15 protein-coding genes and 1 pseudogene are annotated in these 22,104 nt (G+C 50.7%); 11 read left to right on the forward strand and 5 right to left on the reverse strand.

Annotated features, from left to right (window positions below; genetic code table 11):
* The first annotated feature begins 54 nt into the window (after positions 1 to 54).
* A complete protein-coding gene (locus FH755_RS11770; protein ID WP_292441313.1) occupies positions 55 to 1,326 on the forward strand; it encodes an FAD/NAD(P)-binding oxidoreductase in 1,272 nt (423 codons plus the stop codon).
* 25 nt (positions 1,327 to 1,351) lie between these two features.
* Here the strand turns inward: FH755_RS11770 and FH755_RS11775 are convergent, their stop codons facing one another.
* Positions 1,352 to 2,311: a bifunctional methionine sulfoxide reductase B/A protein gene (locus FH755_RS11775; RefSeq protein ID WP_292441314.1), complete on the reverse strand. Its 960-nt coding sequence runs from the start codon at positions 2,309 to 2,311 to the stop codon at positions 1,352 to 1,354.
* A gap of 108 nt (positions 2,312 to 2,419) precedes the next feature.
* Between FH755_RS11775 and recC the strand changes: the two genes are divergently transcribed.
* From recC to FH755_RS11805, 6 genes are all read left to right on the forward strand, one after another.
* Positions 2,420 to 5,632: an exodeoxyribonuclease V subunit gamma gene (gene recC, locus FH755_RS11780; protein ID WP_292441315.1), complete on the forward strand. Its 3,213-nt coding sequence runs from the start codon at positions 2,420 to 2,422 to the stop codon at positions 5,630 to 5,632.
* The gene (gene recB / locus FH755_RS11785; protein ID WP_292441316.1) at positions 5,629 to 9,120 is read left to right on the forward strand and encodes an exodeoxyribonuclease V subunit beta; all 3,492 of its coding nucleotides are present in this window, start codon (positions 5,629 to 5,631) and stop codon (positions 9,118 to 9,120) included. Before recC ends, recB begins: the two co-directional genes overlap by 4 nt.
* Entirely contained in the window at positions 9,113 to 10,849 is a 1,737-nt protein-coding gene (recD, locus tag FH755_RS11790) for an exodeoxyribonuclease V subunit alpha (protein ID WP_292441317.1), read from the forward strand. Before recB ends, recD begins: the two co-directional genes overlap by 8 nt.
* Positions 10,850 to 11,208: 359 nt before the next feature.
* Positions 11,209 to 12,069, forward strand: a complete 861-nt coding sequence (locus FH755_RS11795) for a sensor domain-containing diguanylate cyclase (protein ID WP_292441318.1) — start codon at positions 11,209 to 11,211, stop codon at positions 12,067 to 12,069.
* Between the two features lie 282 nt (positions 12,070 to 12,351).
* Positions 12,352 to 12,969 carry a class I SAM-dependent methyltransferase gene (locus FH755_RS11800; protein WP_292441319.1) on the forward strand — a complete coding sequence of 206 codons (618 nt, stop codon included), beginning with the start codon at positions 12,352 to 12,354 and terminating at the stop codon, positions 12,967 to 12,969.
* A gap of 132 nt (positions 12,970 to 13,101) precedes the next feature.
* Positions 13,102 to 14,025: a diguanylate cyclase gene (locus FH755_RS11805; RefSeq protein WP_292441320.1), complete on the forward strand. Its 924-nt coding sequence runs from the start codon at positions 13,102 to 13,104 to the stop codon at positions 14,023 to 14,025.
* A gap of 14 nt (positions 14,026 to 14,039) precedes the next feature.
* On the opposite strand, the gene FH755_RS11810 is transcribed toward FH755_RS11805, so the two are convergent.
* Positions 14,040 to 14,444 (reverse strand): DUF1043 family protein, encoded by a 405-nt coding sequence (locus FH755_RS11810; protein ID WP_292441321.1) that lies wholly within the window; start codon positions 14,442 to 14,444, stop codon positions 14,040 to 14,042.
* Between the two features lie 164 nt (positions 14,445 to 14,608).
* Positions 14,609 to 15,889: a cytochrome P450 gene (locus FH755_RS11815; RefSeq protein WP_292441322.1), complete on the reverse strand. Its 1,281-nt coding sequence runs from the start codon at positions 15,887 to 15,889 to the stop codon at positions 14,609 to 14,611.
* Positions 15,890 to 16,089: 200 nt separating this feature from the next.
* On the opposite strand from FH755_RS11815, the gene FH755_RS11820 reads away from it, so the two are divergent.
* Complete coding sequence (locus FH755_RS11820; protein WP_292441323.1) at positions 16,090 to 16,338, forward strand: accessory factor UbiK family protein; 249 nt, start codon at positions 16,090 to 16,092, stop codon at positions 16,336 to 16,338.
* A gap of 18 nt (positions 16,339 to 16,356) precedes the next feature.
* Positions 16,357 to 16,671 (forward strand): pyrimidine/purine nucleoside phosphorylase, encoded by a 315-nt coding sequence (locus FH755_RS11825; protein ID WP_292441324.1) that lies wholly within the window; start codon positions 16,357 to 16,359, stop codon positions 16,669 to 16,671.
* Positions 16,672 to 16,735: 64 nt separating this feature from the next.
* Here the strand turns inward: FH755_RS11825 and FH755_RS11830 are convergent, their stop codons facing one another.
* Together FH755_RS11830 and FH755_RS11835 are read right to left on the reverse strand one after the other, a co-directional pair.
* On the reverse strand, positions 16,736 to 17,374 hold the full coding sequence (locus tag FH755_RS11830) for a hypothetical protein (protein WP_292441325.1): 639 nt from the start codon (positions 17,372 to 17,374) through the stop codon (positions 16,736 to 16,738).
* 170 nt (positions 17,375 to 17,544) lie between these two features.
* Complete coding sequence (locus tag FH755_RS11835) at positions 17,545 to 18,705, reverse strand: DUF481 domain-containing protein (protein WP_292441326.1); 1,161 nt, start codon at positions 18,703 to 18,705, stop codon at positions 17,545 to 17,547.
* 178 nt (positions 18,706 to 18,883) lie between these two features.
* Between FH755_RS11835 and FH755_RS11840 the strand changes: the two are divergent.
* Positions 18,884 to 19,788 (forward strand): annotated as a pseudogene (locus FH755_RS11840) (YifB family Mg chelatase-like AAA ATPase); the annotation flags it as partial.
* A gap of 199 nt (positions 19,789 to 19,987) precedes the next feature.
* Positions 19,988 to 22,018 (forward strand): hypothetical protein, encoded by a 2,031-nt coding sequence (locus FH755_RS11845; protein WP_292441327.1) that lies wholly within the window; start codon positions 19,988 to 19,990, stop codon positions 22,016 to 22,018.
* Positions 22,019 to 22,104: the final 86 nt, after the last annotated feature.

Genomic DNA, 22,104 nt, shown 5'->3' on the forward strand with positions numbered 1-22,104 from the left:
GCAAGAGTAAAAAGTTTTAGTTTGAGCGTTTCTGTCTGAGAGCCGGGAATCTTTATGGCGCATGTTGTCATCATCGGTGCGAGCACGGGCGGTTTGCCCGCCGCCTACGAGCTGAAGGAAGCTTTGGGCAATAACCACCGCGTTTCGGTGGTTTCCAATACCCCGATCTTTCATTTTGTTCCCAGTAACCCCTGGGTCGCGGTCGGCTGGCGCAAACGCCGTCAAATCAGTTTTGAGCTGGCGCCGCCGCTGTATAAAAAAGGCATCGACTTTTACGACAGCGGTGTCAGTGAAATCGAAGCTCAGTACAACCGACTGACGCTCTCTGACGGCACCCATCTCAGCTATGATTATCTGGTCGTCGCCACCGGACCTAAACTCGCCTTTGATGAGGTTGAAGGTTTTGGTCCTAAAGGCTATACGGAATCCATCTGCACCGTTGACCACGCCGAAGACGCCTATGATAGCTGGCGCCGGTTTATTAAGGATCCGGGCCCTATCGTGGTTGGTGCGGTGCAGGGGGCCTCCTGTTTCGGTCCGGCTTACGAGTTTGCCATGATTATGAACCGGGCTTTGCGTAAAGCCAGAGTCCGCGATCGTGTGCCGATGACCTTTGTGACACCGGAACCCTATATCGGTCATATGGGGCTGGGTGGGGTCGGCGATTCCAAAGGCCTGTTCGAGTCCGAGTTTCGCAAGAACGATATCAAGTGGATCACCAATGCCCGGGTTAAACAGGTTGAACCCGGTCAGATGCGGGTAGAAGAGGTGGATGATAAAGCCGAGACCGTTAAAACCCATCAGCTGCCGTTCAAATATTCAATGATGATTCCGGCTTTCCGCGGCGTGGACTGTGTAGCCGGTCTGGGTGACGAAGCCGTCAATCCGAGAGGCTTTCTGAAAGTCGACGAGTACCAGCGCAATGTGGTTTTCCCGAATATCTATGGCGTCGGTGTCTGTATTGCGATACCACCGGTAGAAGCCACCGCCTTGCCGGTAGGGGCGCCCAAAACCGGCTATATGATCGAAAGCATGACCCGCGCCACCGTCGATAACATCACGGCTTCCATTGAGGGCCGGGAACTGCAAAGCCGGCCCAGTTGGAACGCCATTTGTCTGGCCGATCTGGGTCATACCGGCGCTGCCTTTATTGCAGAACCGCAGATTCCGCCGCGCAATGTGGCCTGGATGAAAAAAGGCCATTGGGTGCAGTGGAGCAAGATCGCGTTTGAGAAATACTTTCTCTACAAGATGAAGCGAGGTATTACCGAACCCTGGTTCGAGCGCAAGATTCTCGACCTGTTCGGTATCCGTAAGCTCAAATAAGGCCCGGTTAAAACCGGGCGCCATCTCATTTATCCAGTGCCCAGTCTTTTCTGACCCAGTGACAGGTATAGCCGTTGGGGTAGTGCTGCAGATAATCCTGATGTTCGGGCTCGGCTTCATAGAAGGGACCGGCTTTGACCACCTCGGTCACAATCGGTCCGGGCAGTTTGCCGCTGGCATCAAAGTCTTTAATCACCTCTGAGGCGATTCGGGCCTGTTCCTCATTCATGCAGAATATCGCTGAGCGATAGCTGTCACCGACATCATTACCCTGACGGTTTTTCGTGGTGGGATCATGCACGATAAAGAAAAATTCCAGCAAATCCCGGTAGCTGGTCTTTTGTGGGTCATACACAATTTCCAATGCTTCGGCATGCCCGGTGTGGCCCTGTTTGACGTCGCTGTAGCTGACATCCGGCACATGGCCGCCGGTAAAACCGACCCGGGTTCTTAACACGCCCGGCTGTTTGCGGAATAACTCTTCCATGCCCCAGTAACAGCCGCCAGCCAGAATCGCGACCGCTTCCGTAGCGGCTTTTTTGTCTTCAAACAATGGCAGATATTCTCCGTAGCCTTCCTGTTCCAGTTTATCTTTGGGGATAAAGCGCAGGCTGGCCGAGTTGATGCAGTAGCGCATTCCGCCGCGATCGCTGGGGCCATCCGGAAATACATGGCCCAGATGCGAGTCGCCATGGCGTGAGCGAACTTCGGTGCGGCTCATGCCATGACTGTCATCGGCATTGCTGGTGACGTTGTCTGTTTCAACCGGCTGGGTAAAACTGGGCCAGCCGGTGCCGGAGTCAAACTTGTCGGTGGAGGAAAACAACGGTTCACCGGAAACGATATCGACATAAAGCCCCGGCTCCTTATTGTCCCAGAAAGCATTATTGAACGGTGGTTCGGTGCCGCATTGCTGGGTGACCTGGTACTGCAGGCTGTCCAGTTGTTCTATGGCTGAGTCATCTTTTTTATAGCTTTTGGTCATAATCAATTCCGACTTCGTTATCGTAGATACCATATTGATGCCTGAACAGGCCAAATGTTTCACTGTAGAATGCATCAAGGCAAAAGAATTTAAGGGATAAAGGCACGCATGCTCAAGGTGGTATACAGCAACAATATGGGTTTACTGGCTGACCACCTGGCCGAACAACAGCGTGCTACGCCGCTTGGGCCGTTTCAGAGTGAAACCATTCTGGTTCAAAGTAATGAATTGTCGCGCTGGCTTTCCTTGTTTCTGGCGAACCGGCACGGCATCGCCGCAAATCTGCAGTTCCCATTCCCGTCAGCCTATATCTGGGATTTATTCCGCGAACTCTGGCCCGAAATCCCGTTGCAGTCACCCTATGCCAAATCCTCATTAGCCTGGCGTATTTATGCGTTGCTGCCCGGGTGTATCGATGAGCCCGGTTTTGAACTGGTGGCGGCCTATCTGGGGGGTAACAAAGATGAACTTAAGCGCTACCAGTTAGCCGAGCGTATCGCCGACACCTTCGATCAGTATCTGATGTATCGCCCGGATTGGGTTCAGCGCTGGGAGCAGGGCGAGACCCAAAGCTGGCAGAGCAAACTGTGGTTCTGGCTTACCGAACATGATGCGGAACCCAAACACCGCGCTTATCTGCTGCAGAAAATGCACGAGCAGCTTAACAACAGTGATAATCAGCCACCGGGACTGCCACCCAGACTCAGTATTTTTGGCATCTCAGCTTTGCCGCCGGTTTACCTTAAGACCTTTGAATTACTGGCACGATTTATCGATATCACGTTGTATTACCTGTCGCCGAGTGAGCATTACTGGGGCGATCTGCGCGATCAAAAGCAACTGCAAAAAGAACAGCTGCAGTTCGACTTTGACGCTGCCGAGTTCGAACCCGGCCATCCCCTTCTGGCCAGTCTGGGCAAGCAGGGCCAGTCATTTTTCCGCCAGTTGCAGGCAACGGAGCACGAACAAGAGAGCGTGTTTGCCGAGCCTGAGACCGGTTTTATGCTTGCCGATATTCAGGCCGATATGTTCGAGCTGATGCAGAGCGGCAAAACGCCAGTGGCAGAAACGGATGACTCGATTGTGATTCATGTCTGTCACAGCGCGATGCGTGAAATTGAAGTGCTGCATGATCAGCTGCTGGCGATGTTTGAACGCGAACCGGATTTGTCTCCGACCGATATCGTGGTGATGACGCCGGATATCGATGTCTATGCGCCGTGGATTGAAGCCGTGTTTGGCGCGGCAGAAGAAAAACACCGCATTCCGTTCAGTATTGCTGACAGCAGCGGCCAGCAGGAAAGTCAGCTCATCAATACCTTTTTCACCCTGCTGCAACTGCCTCAGTCACGTTTTGATGTTGAAACCGTGCTGGCCTTGCTGGAATGTCCGGCTGTGCAGCAACGCTTCCGGCTGGATGATGCGGCGTTGGTCTGGGTGCGTGAATGGTGTCAGGAAACCCGCACCCGCTGGGGCCTGGATAAAAACGACAAAACTCAGCTCGATTTACCGGCCAGTGATGCCAATACCTGGCGTGCCGGTCTCAACCGGTTGATGCTGGGTTTTGCGATGCCACTGACTGAACCTGGTGAGCCGATGCGACTGTTTGACGGTGAGTTGGCGATGGACGGTATTAGTGGTGAGCGGGCCCGTATTGTTGCCGCGCTGTGTCAGTTTATCGATACCCTGGATCATTGGCGGCAGCAGTTAGCCAGACGCCAGACCATCGCAGGCTGGCAAGCTCAGCTTAATCTGTGTCTGGATGCTTTTTTTGATACCGAGGGGCTTGATGACGCCCAGTTTGAACTCGAAGTGACAGCGATCCGGAAACAACTGGAAAGGCTGGTGGAAAGCAGTGAACACGCCAGTTTCAACGATGACATTGCTGTTGATCTGGTTCAGAGCTGGCTGCAATCCCATCTGGATAGTGTCGACAGCTCCCACCGTTTCATGGGCCACGGCATTACTTTCTGCGGCATGGTACCGATGCGTAGCATCCCCTTTGATGTCGTCTGCCTGATTGGAATGAATGACGAGGTCTTTCCGCGTCGGCAACTGGCATTGAGCTTCGACCTGCTGGCGCATGATCACCGGGAGGGCGACCGTTCCCGGCGGGAGGATGACCGTTACCTGTTTCTGGAAGCTTTATTGTCAGCCAGGCGCCAGCTTTACATTAGTTATGTCGGTGCCAGCATCGTCGATAACAGCGAAATTCCGCCCTCGGTGCTGGTCAGTGATTTGCAGGACTTACTGACCGAGCGCTTTGAGACAGTAAATGGTGATGACATCCTGAACCAGATTAAAACCGAGCACCCGCTGCAGCCATTCAGCCGCCGCTATTTTGATGGCAGTAACCCCAAGCTGTTTAGCTTTAACCATTCGCAATGTCCGGATGAGACTGAACAGGATCATCAGGACTGGTTTGATGCGCCGTTGCCGGAAGCGGATGACAGCTGGCGTGAACTGACCGGTTCACAACTGGCACGCTTTTTTGCCCATCCCGCCCGCTTTTTAATACGTGAACGACTCGGTGTCCGGCTGGAACTGGATGAAACGGAACTGGAAAGTCGCGAACCCTTCCAGCTGGATGGCCTGGAAAGCTGGCAGTTACGTCAGTTGCTGCTTGATGCCCAGCTCAGCCAGCGCAGTGATGAGGGCCTGAAGCCGGTGATTGATGCCACCGGTATGCTGCCGCAGGGTTATGTCGGTGAAGCCTGGTATGAGCAGGAAGCCAGCAAGGTGAATGACTTTGTCGACAAGCTGGAAACCCATCTGCCTCTGGGTGAACAGTTTGCCATGCCGGTGGAAATCCATATCGACGGCTTTTACTTCGGTGGTCAGCTCGACAATATCAGCCCGCAGGGCCTATTGCGTTACCGGCTTGCCAAGAAAAAAGGCCGGGATATTATCGCCGCCTGGATTGACCATCTGCTGCTCAATATCCTGCGGCCGGAAGCGGTGGTTCTGGAAACCCGGCTGATTACCGAAGATGCGGAAATGCTGTTCCTGCCGGTCACTGGCGCCACGCAGATTATGGCTGGTCTGCTCAAGCTTTACTGGCAGGGTTGCCATCAGCCACTCAAATTCTTTGATAAAACCAGCCTGGAATACTTCAAAGCCACAGAAGGCAAAAAACCGGAAGATGCCTTCCTGCGTGCCCTCAAAACCTGGGCGCCGGACAGTAACCGGGCCATGGCGGAACAGGATGATCCCTATTATCAGTTGCTCTATCGTGAACCACCGATTGACGAGGAGTTTGGCGAAGTGGCCCAGCAGGTCTATCAGGACATCCTGCAGCATCTGGAAGGAGGCAAGCTGTGACGCTTTTTTCGGCTGATAAAGTTGCCCTGCAGGGCGTCAACCTGATTGAGGCCAGTGCCGGTACCGGTAAAACCTTCACTCTGGCTGAACTCTATTGCCGGCTGGTGATTGAAAAGCAACTGGAAGTCAGCCAGATTCTGGTGGTGACCTATACCCGCGCCGCTACCGAAGAGTTGCGTGGCAGACTGCGTCAGCGGTTAGTCGATGAACGGCTCAAGCTCAGCCAGGATGAAGCGGCTGATCCCAAAGCGCTGAAACGGCTGAAACTGGCGATCCAGAGTTTTGATGAAGCGGCGATCTACACCATCCATGGCTTCTGTCAGCGTGCGCTGCAGGACTTTGCTTTCGAGAGCGGCCACTTCTTTGATATGGAAATGGTGACCGATGAAGAAGCCATTAAACAGGCCGTCGTCGATGACTTCTGGCGGCGTGAGGTCAGTACGGCTGATCCAGCGTTCGCCCATTATCTGCTGCGGCAGAAACAAAGCCCGGAAACCCTGTTAAGCGCAGTGGGTAATCTGCCGGGAAAACCCTATCTCAATTATCTGCCGCTGCCTGATGTCGATCCTGACAATGCCCGTTTGCAGGCTGAAACTGACTTTGAGTCATTGAAACAATGCTGGCTCAATTACAGCGCCGAAGTCATTGCTATTGTCACTGACAATAATCTGCTCAAGGCCAACAGCTATCGCTCAGACTGGGTACAGAACTGGCTGCAGCTACTGGTGGAAATGCTCAACCAGGACAGCCTGCCCGACCAGGTGTTTGAACAGCTTAACCGTTTCACCCGCGAGCGGCTGGAACCGGCGCTGAAGAAAAATCAAACCCTGCCGGATCATCCATTCTGGTCACATGCCCAGCGTTTTCTGGAGTCGCATCAGAAGCTGACAGCCAGCCGTGAGCTGCAATTGCAGCATCTGCGCCGCAGACTTGCTGATTATCTCTGCGAGGAACTACCCAAGCGCAAACTACAGAATAAAATGCAGGCCTTTGATGACTTGCTATTAAACCTGCAACAGGGACTGCAGGGGACTCAGGGCGATAAACTGGCGGCCCGGATCCGCGAGCAGTTTCAGGCTGCACTGATTGATGAGTTTCAGGATACCGACCCGATTCAGTATGACTGTTTTTATCGGATATTCAGTGACAGCGACCATCCGGTGTTTTTTGTCGGCGACCCGAAGCAGGCGATTTACAGCTTCCGGGGTGCTGATATTTTCACTTACCTTAATGCCAAGCGCGCCTCGGAACAGGAGTTTAACCTCGATACCAACTGGCGCTCGTATCCGCTTTTGGTGCAGGCAGTTAACAGCTTGTTTGAGCGGGTTGAACAGCCTTTTATCTATGATGAGATTCCCTTCCATCCGGTGAAATCAGCCCGTGAAAACAAACCGGCTTTAATAAGTGACGGCCAGTCCGCTTCCCCGCTGGAGTTTGTCTGGCTTGACGCAGAGCAGGATCAGATCAACAAGGGCGATATGCATGCCTGGGCCGCGGCACATACCGCCGATCAGATTGTTGAGCTTATCGCTCAATCCAATGCCGGCAAGGTCATGCTGACCGACAAACGGGACAACAGCAGACCGCTCAACGGCGGTGATATTGCCGTGCTGGTCCGCAGTCATACGCAGGCTTCAGCCATTCAGCAGGCTCTGCGCCTGCGCGGCGTCAACAGCGTGCAGCAGTCGCGTGACAATGTGTTTCAGTCACAACAGGCCGTGATGCTGGAAAGGGTATTGATGGCAGTCGCCAATCCCGGTAACGACAGCCTGATCGCTACCGCGCTGGCAACACCGCTGTTTGCCAGAACCGCACTGCAGATTTACGAACTCCAGCAGAATGATAATGCCTGGCTGGCAGAGACAGATGCGTTTGTGGCGCTGCATGAGCGCTGGCGGCAGAAAGGCTTTATCGTCATGCTGCGTTCATTAATGGTCGAACTGGACGTGCAGCGTCGCTTACTGGCGCAGCCCGATGGCGAACGGCAACTGACCAATCTGATGCATCTGGCTGAGCTGATTCAGGCTTATGCCAGCCGTCGTAACAGCAGTATTGAAGCCATTCTGACCTGGTTTGCCGGTCAGCGTCAGTCCAGTGCTGCGACCCAGGATGCCGCCCAAATCCGGCTGGAAAGTGACGAGCAACTGGTCAAAGTCATCACCATTCATACCAGCAAGGGGCTGGAATACCCGGTGGTGTTCTGTCCTTTCCTCTGGCATCACGGCAAGCCACCGCAGAAGCCAGCGATACTGACTTTCCATCGTGGTGACGATAACGAAGCCTGTGTCGCTTTTGGTGAGCCCGGTTTCTCCATCGCTGAACCTGTGGTCGAGCAGGAAGAAAGAGCAGAAGATCTGCGGCTGCTTTATGTAGCGCTGACCCGGGCCCGTGAACGTTGCATTATCAACTGGGGTGCTGCCAAGGAATCGCAGAAAACCGCGATGTTCAGGCTGTTACATGGCAATAAGGACAAGGCCGATGCTGCCACAATGCTGGAGGATCTTAACCAGCTTACCGCGCAATACCCGGACAATATCGCTGTTCATAAAGCAGAACCGATGACCATGGCACAGCGGATTATCCAGTCAGATAAAAGCCAGCAACTACAGGCGAGAGAATTTAACACCGAGATCAAAAAAGTCTGGCAGGTCAGCAGTTTCAGTGGCCTGACCCGCGGCCATAGTGTGGAACAACCCGACTATGATGCCGAGACCGTCACCCTGGACTGGCCGCAAACCTCTGAACACAGAATGGACCGTTTCGGTTTTCCCCGCGGTGCCAATGCCGGTACCTGTCTGCACAGCCTGTTTGAACACTGGGACTTTAAGACCACCGGTGCTGAATGGCAGCAACTGGTGCATAAAACACTCACTCAATACGGCATCGACAGTGACTGGACGCCGGTGGTCATGGACTGGCTGCAGTCAGTGGTGAAAGCCCCACTTTCAGCTGACTCAGCGCTGACACTGGATGCGATAAATCCTGACAAACGCCTCGATGAAATGGCTTTCTATTTTCCAGTGAATGACCTCACCGTGACTCGTCTTAAGCGTACATTGCAACCATTCAGTAAAAACATGCCGGTACTGGAAAGGGTGTTGAAACAACTCAGCTTTGCCGATATTCAGGGCTTTATGAAGGGCTTTATCGATCTGGTGTTTGAGCACGATGAACGTTTCTATGTCGCTGACTACAAATCCAACTGGCTGGGCGATAAAGCAGAGCAATACAGCCCGGCGGCACTGGATGATGCGATGGTGATGCACGGCTACCCGCTGCAATACCTGATTTACAGTCTTGCGCTGCATCGTTATCTCAAAATCCGATTACCGGACTACGACCCGGAAAGTCATTTTGGTGGAGTCTACTACCTGTTCATCCGTGGCATACAGCCTGACTGGGAACAGGCCGGGGTCTATTACGACAGACCGTCTGCCGCGTTGCTGGAAGCCCTCGATAACTGTATGAGCGAGGTGGAGGATGACTGAGTCATTGAATCTGCTGAGACAACATGGCTTCAGTGAACTCGCCTGTCAGTTCGCGGCCTTTATTGATCGTAAGGAGCAGGGGGAGCAGCCGCTTATCAGTCTCACTGCCGGTTTGCTCACCGAAGCGATGGCGCAGGGGCATGTCTGTCTGAATCTCACTCATCTGCCAGACACCCTGCAGCCCATGGCCGATCTGCTACCGGACAGCATCGAACAGTGGCAGTCGGCATTGAAAGCCGGCAAATCAGTCGGCGAGCCCGGAGATTACAAACCGCTGATTCTGACTGATGAAGGTCTGCTGTATTTGTATCGCTACTGGCTGGATGAACGTGATGTTGCCCAGGCTATCCGTCAGCGTTTACATCAGGTTGAGGAACTGGATGTTTTACAACTCAACAAGGATTTAGCCGATTGGCACAATCCGGTTGAAGGGGTGGACTGGCAGAAAGTCGCTGTTGCCATTGCGCTGAGCTGGCATATCGCCGTGATTTCAGGTGGCCCCGGCACCGGCAAAACCACAATTGTCCTGAAAATCCTGCAATGTCTGAGCAGGCAGTCTGAAAATCTGCGCATCGGCCTTGCAGCGCCCACCGGCAAAGCCGCCGCCCGGTTGCAACAGTCCATCAGTCGTGAGCAAAATCTGGAAGTGAAAACTCTGCACCGTCTGCTGGGTATCACCGAACATAATGATCAGGGTCGCTATAACGCCGAGCGCACCTTGCCACTGGATGTTTTGATTATCGACGAAGCCTCGATGATTGATATCAGCCTGATGGCCAAGCTGATACGCGCTTTACCGCAGAAAGCCAGGCTGATTCTTCTCGGCGACAGCCAGCAACTGGCGTCTGTTGAATCCGGTGCGGTACTGGCCAGCCTCAGCGAAGGCCAGCAGGGCTATTTCTCAGATGAGTTCATCGTCCAGTTCCCGGAGTTGGGGCTGACGCAAGCTGATACGGAACCGCATCATTCGATACTCACGGACAGCTTTGTCCGCCTGCAACACAGCTATCGTTTCGATAAAGACAGCCTGATTGGTCAACTGGCAGCAGAGGTCAACGCCGGTCACAGTGACAACGCTATCAGTCTGCTGCTGGAACAACCCGAATCGACTTGGCTGCCACCCGATGAACGCAGTTTGCTCAATACCGTTTCAAACGGTTATCTGGCTTTTATCAATGCCGTTGAAAACGAAGCCAGACCACAGGATATTCTGCAGGCATTCGATGAGTTCCGTGTCCTTGCGGCACTCAAGCAAGGCCCGCAATCAGTCTTTTCCGTTAACCGGATGATGATCCGCTTCCTTGCCCAGCGGGGCTGGCGAACCGCCCAGACCTATTACCCCGGCAGACCGATCATGATTATCCGGAATGACTACCGTCAGCAGTTATTCAATGGCGATATCGGCGTGATTCTGAGAGATGAAAACGGCCAGCTCAAAGCCTGTTTCTATTTTGGCGAAGAGTTGAGATGGGTCAGCCTGAACCGAATACCGGCCCATGAAACCGTATTCGCCATGACCGTACACAAAAGTCAGGGCTCCGAGTTTGATGCCATCAGCATCCTGCTGCCCGATGAAATCAGCCCGATCCTCAATCGTGAGCTACTTTACACAGCCATTACCCGTGCCAGGAAAACACTCAGTATTCTGGCAACTGAGCAGGTGCTTCGGCATACCATTCAGAGTCGACATCAGCGGGAAAGCGGGTTGAAAAACCAGTTTGAAAAATAAAGTTGTCTTTATCTCAACGGCCTGTTTTTTCTTTAACGTATCTGCCTCGGTTTGATTTTTACTTATAAAACAATAAATTGCTTCTTATTCACATGTTGCGGCAATAGAATTAAAAGGCCGCCCAATAATAAATATTATTATGAGGCCGTTGGCCTCATTAATAGGCTGTTATGCAATTATATGAAGAGGCCTCCCCCCTCCAAGAAACAGAAAGCGCCAAAGAAAGGAGCGGTCTCCCGGAGAGTTGCGTGTACCGATGTTTTCCCGTGAAGGCCCGGCCACACAGACGGTTTTTCGACAACCTGTTGGACCCGCTGGACTATACTTGACCTGTATGAATCACCAAGTCTCCCTGAACTATGCCCGTTGATCTGAAAGCGCTTTACCCCAAGCTGACCAATTTGTTGCTGGACGCTGTCTTTGTAGTCGATCAGGACGACCAGATCGTCTATGTGAGCGATGCGTGTGAGGCACTGCTCGGATATCGTGCCGATGAGTTGACGGGCACGCCGATCACCGACTATGTGCATCCAGATGACCTGGAGGCCACGCGAGCGTCAATTGTCCGAGTTATGAACGGTCAGCCCCACAACGACTTCTGTAACCGCTACATCCACAGGGACGGCACTATTGTATACGTCCTCTGGTCTGCCCGTTTATCGGAAGAGGACGGTGTGCGGATCGGTGTAGCGCGGGATGTGACGGCACTGAGGGAGGCCGAGGAGAAACTGCGTTTCCTCGCCCATCACGATCCATTGACAGGGCTTATCAACCGATCGTTGTTCCATGATCGACTCGAATTGGCCATGCGCGCAGCCCATCGCCACGAGAGCTGCCTGGCTTTGCTGTTTCTGGATATCAATGACTTCAAGCACATCAATGATACCCATGGACATGCTATGGGTGATCGGGTGCTCTGTATGATTGCCGGACGGCTGGAAGGCTGCGTTCGAGAGACGGACACGGTGGCCCGGATGGGTGGCGATGAATTCACTGTGCTGTTGACGGACATCCAGTCAGCGGATGACGTTTCCCAGAAGGTCGAGCAAATCATCGCAGCCGTGACCGCGCCCCTGGGTGCCGGATTCGGCAATATCAAAACGCCGTCTTGCAGTATCGGCGTAGCCTGTTATCCAGCGGACGGAGAGGACGCCGACACCCTGTTGAACCATGCTGATGACAACATGTACCGGCTGAAACGGCGACGTGCTGAATGTTAAGGAGAGCGTTCGATAACCGCAGACACGGACTTGCGATTTTGTCGCTTTTTTTGTTTGTGGAATGGCTATTGGTTGCGAGTAGGCTGCCTGCGACACTGAGATTGCGGAAGATGCCCTCAAGGATCAGTTGAAGAAAATTCGCCTATGGAGTGCTGTATCAGAAATCGGGCACAGGACATAACCAACGGCTACAAAGCGACCGATTTTCCGCCGCTTCGCGCCTCCAAGCCGGCGCTTGAGCCGGACGTTAGCTTTTTGGGGCAGTACTGGGATACATGAGCGATGAAAGATTCAAAAGAGTTTTGGGACAAAACTGCAGAAAAATATATCAAAAGCCCTCTTAAAGATGAGGCCACGTATCAAAAGAAACTGGCAATTACCCGAGAGTTTCTAAGGTCAGATTCGAAGGTGCTAGAGTTTGGCTGTGGCAGTGGCGCCACTGCAATCTTTCATGCCCCTCATGTGAAACATGTTATTGCTACTGATATATCTGACAAGATGATAGAAGCGGCTAAGAGAAAGGCGGTCGAAGCTGGCGTAAAGAACATTGCTTTTGAGCAGGGAACATTAGACAGCTTAAATTTCCAAAATGAGAGCTTCGACGCAGTTTTGGGCCTAAATGTATTACATCTTTTGGAGGATGTAGATGGCGCGATTACTAGAGTTAATCAAATTTTAAGAAAAGATGGTGTATTTGTTTCCAGTACATCATTAATAGCAGAAATTAATTTCGCTTTTCGATGGTTGATCTCCGGTATGCAGTTAATTGGTTTGGCTCCTTACGTCAGCCGGATTACAAAGTGTGATCTTATTTCCAAATTAATGACATCTGGTTTTGCTATTGAACGAGAATGGCAGATTAGCCATGAATCGGTGTTTATAGTCGCTAGAAAGGTCTAGCCAAGACGTTGTGTGAAAGCTAACAATCGGCTGTTTTCGCTCCTTCGTGGCTGAGACGGCCTTTCCGCCGCTTAGCGGTTACAAGCCGGCCCCAAAGCCGGGCGTTATGAAAAGAAGTAGCAAAAGATAACAATGATCAGCGAGCTTGATTTTAATCAGATAGTCACCCGGAATAACTTATCTCAAGAAGAAATCGAGATGGCGTTGAACATCATGGAACAGGCGATCGAAAACCATCGTGCCTGGTACGCTCAACTCCATGAAGGCTTACTTTGTAAGCAAGGTTTTCCTGTCACGATCACGGATGTCGATGCCCACAGGAAGTGCGGTTTGGGTTGTTGGTTTTACAGTCATTCCAGCGATGAGATTCGAGATAATCCTGAATTCAAAACGCTGGAGGCAATTCATCAAAGCATGCACGACAAGGCGAGGGATCTGGTTGAGAAATTTAATCTCACTCGCGAAGTGAATTTGCAGGACTACCGACTGGTATCCGACAAACAAGAGAAGTTAATGAAATCACTAGTCACATTGCGTGATAACTTGATCAATCAGCAACATTCTTTTGATCCATTAACAGGGTTAATTAACCGAAAGTCTATTGCATTGATTCTTGAAAAGAATCACTCATACTCAATCCGTCATCGCACACCCTATAGTATTGCCATGCTGGATATCGATTTCTTCAAGTCGGTCAACGACAACTATGGCCACTTGGCCGGTGATCAGGTACTCAGAGTTTTGTCAGATTACCTGTCTTCGGCATTCAGACACTCTGACAGCGTCAGTCGCTATGGCGGAGAAGAGTTTCTGATATTGCTACCAGATACAGGGCATGAAAATGCCTTAGCGATTCTGGAAAAAGTGTGCAAAGAGATCAGCCAGCTTTGCGTTCAATACGAAAACAAAGAGATAACTTTTACTGCTTCTATTGGCTTGTCTGACTTTGAAGGAGGTAAATCTGTCGGGGAAATTGTTCACGAAGCCGACAGTGCTCTATACCGCGCGAAGGAGAGTGGAAGAAACCGGGTCGTTGCTTATCAACCCGGTTCCTGACACACATCATTAGCTCAACGCGTCAATGAATCCTCATCTTTATCCTTAGGATTCATAAAATCACTCTTAGGCTGCAGATCCGGGCCATCCAACAGTGCACCGGCACGTTCCGGCAGGATGCGTTGATCGGAAAAATCACCGAGCTTATCTGAGCCGGTTGAAAGGTGGTCAAACAGCTCCTTGTAGGAGCCGGCCATTTCTTTAAACAGGCTCGCAGTCTTTTGGTAATGCTCGTGGACTTCCTGCTGGTAGGCTTCCAGTTCCATTTGTTTCTGGGCCAGTTGCTGGTCGTGTTCTTCCTGCAGGTCTTTAAGTTGGGCGCTACCACCTGGTGCCTGACGGCGACCGATGGCGAAGCCGATCAGGGCGGCGAGAATCACGCCGAGTGCAAAAATAGTCCAGATAGTCGCTGTGCTCATGATTCATTCCGTTGTGAATTAAAGTTTCTTTTAGTCTAGCTAGGCTCCCTGTTGATGACAAACTTGATTTGCGCCGGGTTCCGGCTTTCATGATTTGATGAAGGCTGTATCAGTAAGACGGTTAGAGAAATTTAAGCCGGACAGTGTAGTGAAACCTGTTCTCACTATGCTTCAGCGATGGTCACTGTGGCGAGTAAGGTGATCTGAGAAATGATAAACCCGCTCTCAGGTATGGCCGGCATTTTATTATGAGCCAGAAGCAGATTCTGGCCTGGAACATCATAATCTATTGTTGTGGTCAGCAGCTTCGTCATTAACGCCATTATGGACACGGTGAACCACTCTCCGGCACAGCGGTGGTTTTGCCAATAATCGCCACCGCCCTGAGGGATAAGGCTGAAGGTATCCGGTTTGTAATCAAGAAATCGATCAGGCCAGAACTGTTCAGGATTCTGCCATAGCCGCTCATCATGATTGGTACCGTATAGATCCAGCATGACTCTGTGACCTTCCTCGAACCGATAGCCCTGCCATTCAAAAGTTTGTCTGACTTGAGCCATAGTGGCAGGGAAGAAAGGGTAAAAACGACGTACTTCCTGCACAAAACGGTATCGTGATTCGGCGTCGCCCAGTCGTTGTGCTTCATGAGGAAATTGATGTAAAGCCAGTGCTGTTAAGACCACATAATAAGTAATCGCCACGGTTGGACGCAGAACATTCAGCAGTTCGACGGCGGCGATTTGTTCTGGAAGCACACTGTCATCAAGCTCTCGATGATGAGCGATTTGAAATAATGCGGTGTTGTCACTGACCGGTAAGCTGCCATGACGTGTTTGCTGAATCAGTTGTCGGCACCATTTTTCCATTGAACGTCTGGCCTGTCGTCCTTGCCAGTGAGGCAGGCCAATCTGTCCGGCAGCTTCGATCATCAACAGAAATTGTTGGCTGCGATGCCTTATTTCATCGGGCTCAAGCGGTACACCGGCCCACTGACAAACGGATTGGGTCAGTATGTCGGCTACAGCATCTTTCAATATGACGGGCTTGTTGTGCTGTTGCCAGTCATTGATGGCTGACAGCCATGAAGCTTCGGTGATTCGGAGCAGTGCTTCCAATGACTGTTCATTCATCAGCGCCATGAACATGGCCTTGCGGTGTCGATGCGCCTGACCGTCCAGTCCCTGAACGCCTTGTTGGCCAAACAGGGTTTTCATCACTCTTTTGGGTGCGGCCCCACTGCGCTTGAATTTCTGCTCGTCATAAAAGAGGAGCGAAGCTTCCCGCCCCATCATGCAGATCGTCGGTTTTAACTGGATGCGTGTTTGAAACACATCCGTACCCAACTGCCAACAATGATTACGGATAAAATCGTAGCCTTCCTGAAACAAGTCATAAGTGCTGTCAAAGGTCTTGTCTCTCGGAATGTGGGGCGCTGAATCAGACATGCTGCATCCTTTACATTGCCAATTGAAAGTCTGGACATACCCAGCACGAGAAAATTCATTTCTCTGGCCTGGTGAATGCTGGTCAGGCTGTCTTGTGGTTTATATGCATGGTCTTAGCCTGCTGTAAGAAATCTTCAATTGAGTCGCTGCTAAATTGCCGTAGAATGAGAGCTAGCGCTTATCAATCCGAAGGAATTCTTATGATCGACACGAAAAAAATTGAGGAAGTCGTCAACAGCATTACCAATGCCTTGCCGCCCGGTCTGGTACAGATGCAGGCCGATGCCGAAAAGAATATCCGTTCTGCTTTGACTGCCACTTTCAACAAGCTGGATTTGGTGACCCGCGAAGAATATGATGTGCAAACTCAGGTTCTGCACCGCACCCGTGAAAAGCTCGAAGCGCTGGAAAAACGGGTGGCTGAGATGGAAGCGAACAAAGATAATTAACTACTGAAGAGAATTTTTATGTCCGAATTTACCAATGTCACGGTCACCCGTGAAGCGAACGTTTATTTTGATGGCAAGGTGACCAGCCGCAAAGTGACATTTGCCGATGGCAGCTATAAAACGCTGGGCATTATGATGCCTGGTGATTACACCTTCGGCACTGAGAAAGCCGAGCTGATGGAAATCATGGCAGGTGCTTTGAGTTATCGCCTCAAAGACACGACGGAATGGCATCAGGTCAAAGGCGGCGAGTCTTTCAATGTGCCGGCGAATTCATCGTTTGATATCAAAATCACCGAGCTGGTGGATTACTGCTGCACCTATCTGGATTAAGCAAAGTCTGTATTCAGAGACAAAAAAGGCGCTTTAAGCGCCTTTTTTATTGCCTGATGTTTTCTTACCTGGGAATGTCGTCTTCTGACTGGTATCCCTCACGGAACTCAATTTCGGTACCTTTCGGATACTTCTTGAGCTGCATGCTGTTGCTGCCTATGGAGAGTGTCAGGCTGTCTTCAGTCACATCCGACACGCGGTACTGTGTCCGGTCCAGCAACAGCTTGTCGCCGGCCAGTCGAGTAATGCTGTCATCGGTCTGATAGACATAGGTCATATCGTCATCATAATAAGTGACGAGCTGGGAATAGGTTTCCATGCCTTCTTCCGTTTTGGTGAAAGTCAGTGCGAATGTGGATTGCCCCTGGTGACCAATCCAGGTTGAGTTTTCCAGCATCTGATAATCGACACTTTTAACGAGCGTGGTGTCATCAAAGCTGAGGTTGCCGTCCTCGTTGACTGCCAGCGTATCGCTACGCAGTTCCTGTTCAGATTCCAGTGTGATGATTTGGTCGCTGCTGTCATAGTCATACTGCGCGCTGGTGACCTTATCTCCATCGAGAATGATCAGTTTGCCTTCAGGCAGGAATTCATAACTGGTGATGCCATCGGTCGCGACATATCTGCCCTGGAAATCATCACTGCCGCAGGCGGTGAGCAACAGGGGCATAAGGAGAGCAAAGAGCAGAGCAAATTGTTTCATCAATGTGGATGTCCTTTCAGGTCAAAATCAGAGGAGGCAGGATACCCTGAAACCGGCGGGCTTCAAAACTGCCTGTGCACAAAAGACAGGTCTGAATGCAGACAGTTCACGCAAAAGTGTCACAAACAAAAAAGGCGCCCGCAGGCGCCTTTTCTGAAGCGTGTTTTTGCTTATTCCCAGTCATAGACCAGATCCATCAGATAGGTTGTGTCGGTTGTTTCAGCATCCGGTGCCGGTTGACTGTTGTACTGAGAGCGGACACTGGCACGCAGCTTCCAGTTGTCCTGAGCCAGCGGCATTTCACCCCCCAGGTTGGTGACGGCCAGGTAGTTTTGACCCGGGCTGCTGAATGAAGGGTAGTAGGTGAAGTCGTGGAACAGTTTCAGGTGGCTGTTCATCCGATAGTCGACGGCGTAACCGAGCACCCCGGTCGGATCTTTTTCGGTAGTGCCATCTGAGTACCCTTCATAACGATAACCGAGACCGGCAAAGCCTTTGAATTTCAAATCTTCTTCCCGGATAAAGAAACGGCCTATACTGGCCGTGGCAATTGCGCGCAGGTCCAGTTCTTCGAAGTCATCGATTTCGAAATCCATCGCACCACGGACAAACCACATCTCACTAATATCACGTTCCAGAGACAGTCCGGCCAGTTTCTCGTTGACGGTTTGTTCGCCATCTTCTTTCTGAAAGTTGAAGGCAAAGTAGAGATCCATGCGTTCCATATCGGTTTCCCGATGCAGATCACCGCGGGCGTGAGCCCCGAAACGTTGGGTATTACCGGATGACCCGGTCGCACCCAGTGCCAGGCTGCCGCTCCATGGGTCCCGAAGGCGGTCACGATCTTCACGAATCGCTGTCATGGCCTGTTCGTAGGACGCTTTGAGTTCAGCCACTTCCTGTTCTTTGGAGGCCTTGATGTCAGCAATTTCCTGCTGATATTCCGCTTCCACTGCAGCTACCTGAGGTTTGGCGGCATCAGTAGCCCAGACACTGCGGATATTAGTCGGGTCAACATTGACGGTACCGAAGGCGGTATTGGTCATTTTATGCTGACCGTTCTGATCCACAGTCAATTGACCAACGATGCGGTCGCGGCTGTTCAGTTCGACGACATATTTACTGTCTGTTGAAATGCTGCTGATGCGGCTGTAATCAATCGTGACGTCATCGGCAAACGCGGTATTGATAATAAGCTGACCGTTTGCGACTTCTTTGATGGTGCCTTTGAGCAGACTGCCGTCATCAAGAGTGATCTGGTCTGCGAGAAGGGGACTGGTTAAAGTGCTTGAAATTAAAAACAATAAAGTCCTCAAGCCGGGCTTGTCCATGATATCTCCATTATTGATTCAGATGGGTTGTGCGCTATAGAAACTAACACAAGCATGTTGTATATAAAAATTCACTAAGACAAGCCATGTTGACTTCAGCCCTTATTCGGGATGGTTCACTACATCGGAAAAGACATATCAGTTAGAATAAGCTAATCGAATTTCCCAAGGATGGTGAATGAGTATTGCAATGGTAAAAAGCCGGGCCGTGACCGGCGTCAAAGCTCAGGCTGTGACAGTGGAAGTCCACCTTTCCAATGGCTTGCCCAGCTTGTCGATTGTGGGTATGCCGGAAACAGCGGTGAAAGAAAGCAAAGATCGTGTCCGCAGTGCCCTGCTGAATTCGCAGTTCAATTTTCCGCAGCAACGCATCACAATTAACCTGGCTCCCGCTGATCTGCCTAAAGAGGGCGGCCGTTTTGATTTGCCTATAGAGCCCTTGGCATTCTGGCAGCTTCAGGTCAAATTCCCGTGAAAGCGCTGGAAGACAAGGAATTTATTGGCGAACTGGGGTTGACCGGTGAATGCCGGCCGGTGCATGGCGTGTTACCGACCGCGCTGGCTGCGGCGAAAGCCGACCATGCTCTGATTCTACCGGTCGGTAATGCGGCAGAAGCCGGGCTGGTAGAACAGGGCAGAAGCTTTGGTGCCGACAGCTTGCTTGCCGTCTGTGCCCATCTGCATGGCCAGCAGCTGTTGACTATCAGCCAGACAGACACCCGTGAAGTCATACCCGACTATCCGGACCTGATTGATGTTCGCGGTCAGAGCCACGCTAGAAGGGCTTTGGAGATCGCTGCCGCCGGCAGCCACAGCTTGTTGTTTTCAGGACCGCCGGGTACCGGTAAAACCATGCTGGCAAGCCGCTTGCCGGGCATTCTGACTGAAATGAGCGAGCAGGAAGCGGTTGAGACGGCGACGGTGCACTCCATCGCAAATAAAGGTTTTGATGTTGGCCAGTGGCAAAAGCGGCCTTTCCGGGCACCACATCACACTGCATCGGCTGCGGCACTGGTCGGCGGTGGCAGTCATCCGCGTCCGGGAGAGATCTCACTTGCGCATCATGGCGTGTTATTTCTTGATTACTCAAGACTTTTTTAAGATCTGCTTCCCCCCCAAGTATACATTCTAAATGTATCATTTCGGAAGATATGGATGAGCATTCATGGCCATGATGCAGGTTAGTCGATGACTTATCTGGGTAGACCCTAACAACCTCCTGTAGTCATGGCCTATCTTCGATGCTAGTTGATAAGGACATTCCATCTTCAGGGAGAGTTTAATGAAATTTGATCTAAATGAAGCAATTCGCGATGTGCTAGATTTTCTGAAGACACATTGGAAGCCCTCATTAGCGAAGTATATTATTTGGCCATCAATGACGGTAGGTTTAGCGTCGCTTAGTGTTCCACTATGGATTGATATTGCGAACTGGATATTAGTCCACCAGAATTTTCTCCCCGATTATAAATTTCCTCTTGCGCAGCCAAATTACCCTTTGGGAGCGTCCCTTATAGCTTTATGTGTTCTTGTTTATTTCCTTGATGTATGGCTAAAGAAAAATAGTAAGCTACCCAATCAATTAAGTGAACTCCCGTCGCAAGTAGCTATTGAAATAACAACACGAATGAAGAGTGCCGGTTTTACCGCTCAACACCTTCAAGATGAAAAAATAGAAAAACTTTCTCACGAAATTACCTTGCTGCGATTTTTTGGTTCGTTTCCCAAGGAAGATAAGGCGACCGCTTTAGCAGAAAGCATTATTAATGGTGAATTGTCTGGTGGTGCTCCTCAAGCAAAAGCTAGGGCGCTAGCGCTACTTGCAAGATACCTATGCGTAGGGGAAAGGGGTGAGCAAGCGGAAAACTGGTTATCAATTTCTAAAAAGCTATGCCCAACGGATGAGGCCGAGATAGCTCAGGCATTTATTGATGCGGTTGGAGCAAACAATGTAGATGTAGCTGCTGGTTTGCTTAAGGTAAGTAGTCCGTCAAGTTATGCAGCCTTCTTTATGATTAAAAGAACAGTTGAGGGAAGCAAAGCTGCTTTGGGCTGGTTCGAAATGGCAGAATTAAGTGCTCAATCTTTAGATAATGATGGAAAGGTCGCTTTAGTTTCTGCATTGCTGTCAGAGCATCAATGGGAAAAGGCTTTAGATATTGTGGAGACACTAAGCAATGAATCCTTCTCTATGTCGCCAGCACTGGCTCAGCTTTCTGCTTTTACCTATTTGGTAAATGCAATTAAGGCTGTTGAGCTTCGTGAGAGTGTCTTGACTAATATTCCTTTTGCATCAGATCTGTTTCCACTAGCAGATGATTCTGAATCAATAGCGCTTAGAAATCGCTCTGTCGAGCTGTTTAAAATTTGTTCGGGTCTGGCAAGACATATCGGTGCTGAAGATGTAGCGAATATCGCGGATAAATATGTGCTGTGGTTAGAGCTTAGAAACAGTGAAACACATGAACTGGCAAAGGTAGAACTTCAGAGCTACTTCGTTAGTTACACTCAAAAAACGCTTGAGTATTTGCCACTGGCATTTGCTTTTGGAATCGATATCGATTTTGAGTCCATTGAAAAGGAGGTAAATAGACAGACAGCGTTAAGCCGTGAGAATAATTCAATTCTTGGTTTGGCCCGGTTTGTATTGGCACAGACAAAAAAACCAGCCTCAGCAGTGGTGGAGTATATCGTTCGCCACAGAGCTCAAATGGAGAGAGCCGTTAATTCCATTGCCATTAAGATGCTTGAAATAGAGGCATTGGCGCGATCAGGGTTGGTGGATGATGCAGAACGGCTCCTACAAAAGATGGGAGGCTCGGGGGCACCTGATGCTGAAGTAAGGAATCTGCAAAATATCATTGAGTCAGCCAAGGGTAAAGACCCAGTTGCATTAGCCATAAGCCAATATCAACAAAGTAAAGCTACCAATGATCTTTCTCATTTGGTTATTTTACTGGAAAGAGAAAACCTTGGGGATAGATACTACTCATATTGTAAGGAGCTCTTTGATCGCACTGGCCAGGAATCTGATGCTATCAGAGTTTGTAATGCCGCCTCATCACTTGGAAAATTTTCTGAGCTTCATCAATTTCTGTCAGATAAGAAGGATCTCGTTAAGAGAAGCGAGGGATTGCAGGCTCACTGGGCTTGGTCTCTATTTAGAAAGGGGGACCTAAGTGGTGCTCATGAGCAGGTTGCACTGCTGAAGCAATCTAAATCACAACAGCCCGATCTAAAAGCGCTTGAAATCAATTTGTCTATATTCGGTGGGGTTCTACCCCGATTTTGCGGACACTTCAAAGAAGCCTGATAATGGGCAAAAGGAGTGTTTATGTCAAAGAGAAGAAAATACAGCCCCGAGTTCAAACAGGGTGCTGTTGAGCAAACCCGGCAGCC

Origin of the sequence: Methylophaga sp. (genome assembly GCF_009711715.1) — a bacterium.
GTDB lineage: Bacteria > Pseudomonadota > Gammaproteobacteria > Nitrosococcales > Methylophagaceae > Methylophaga.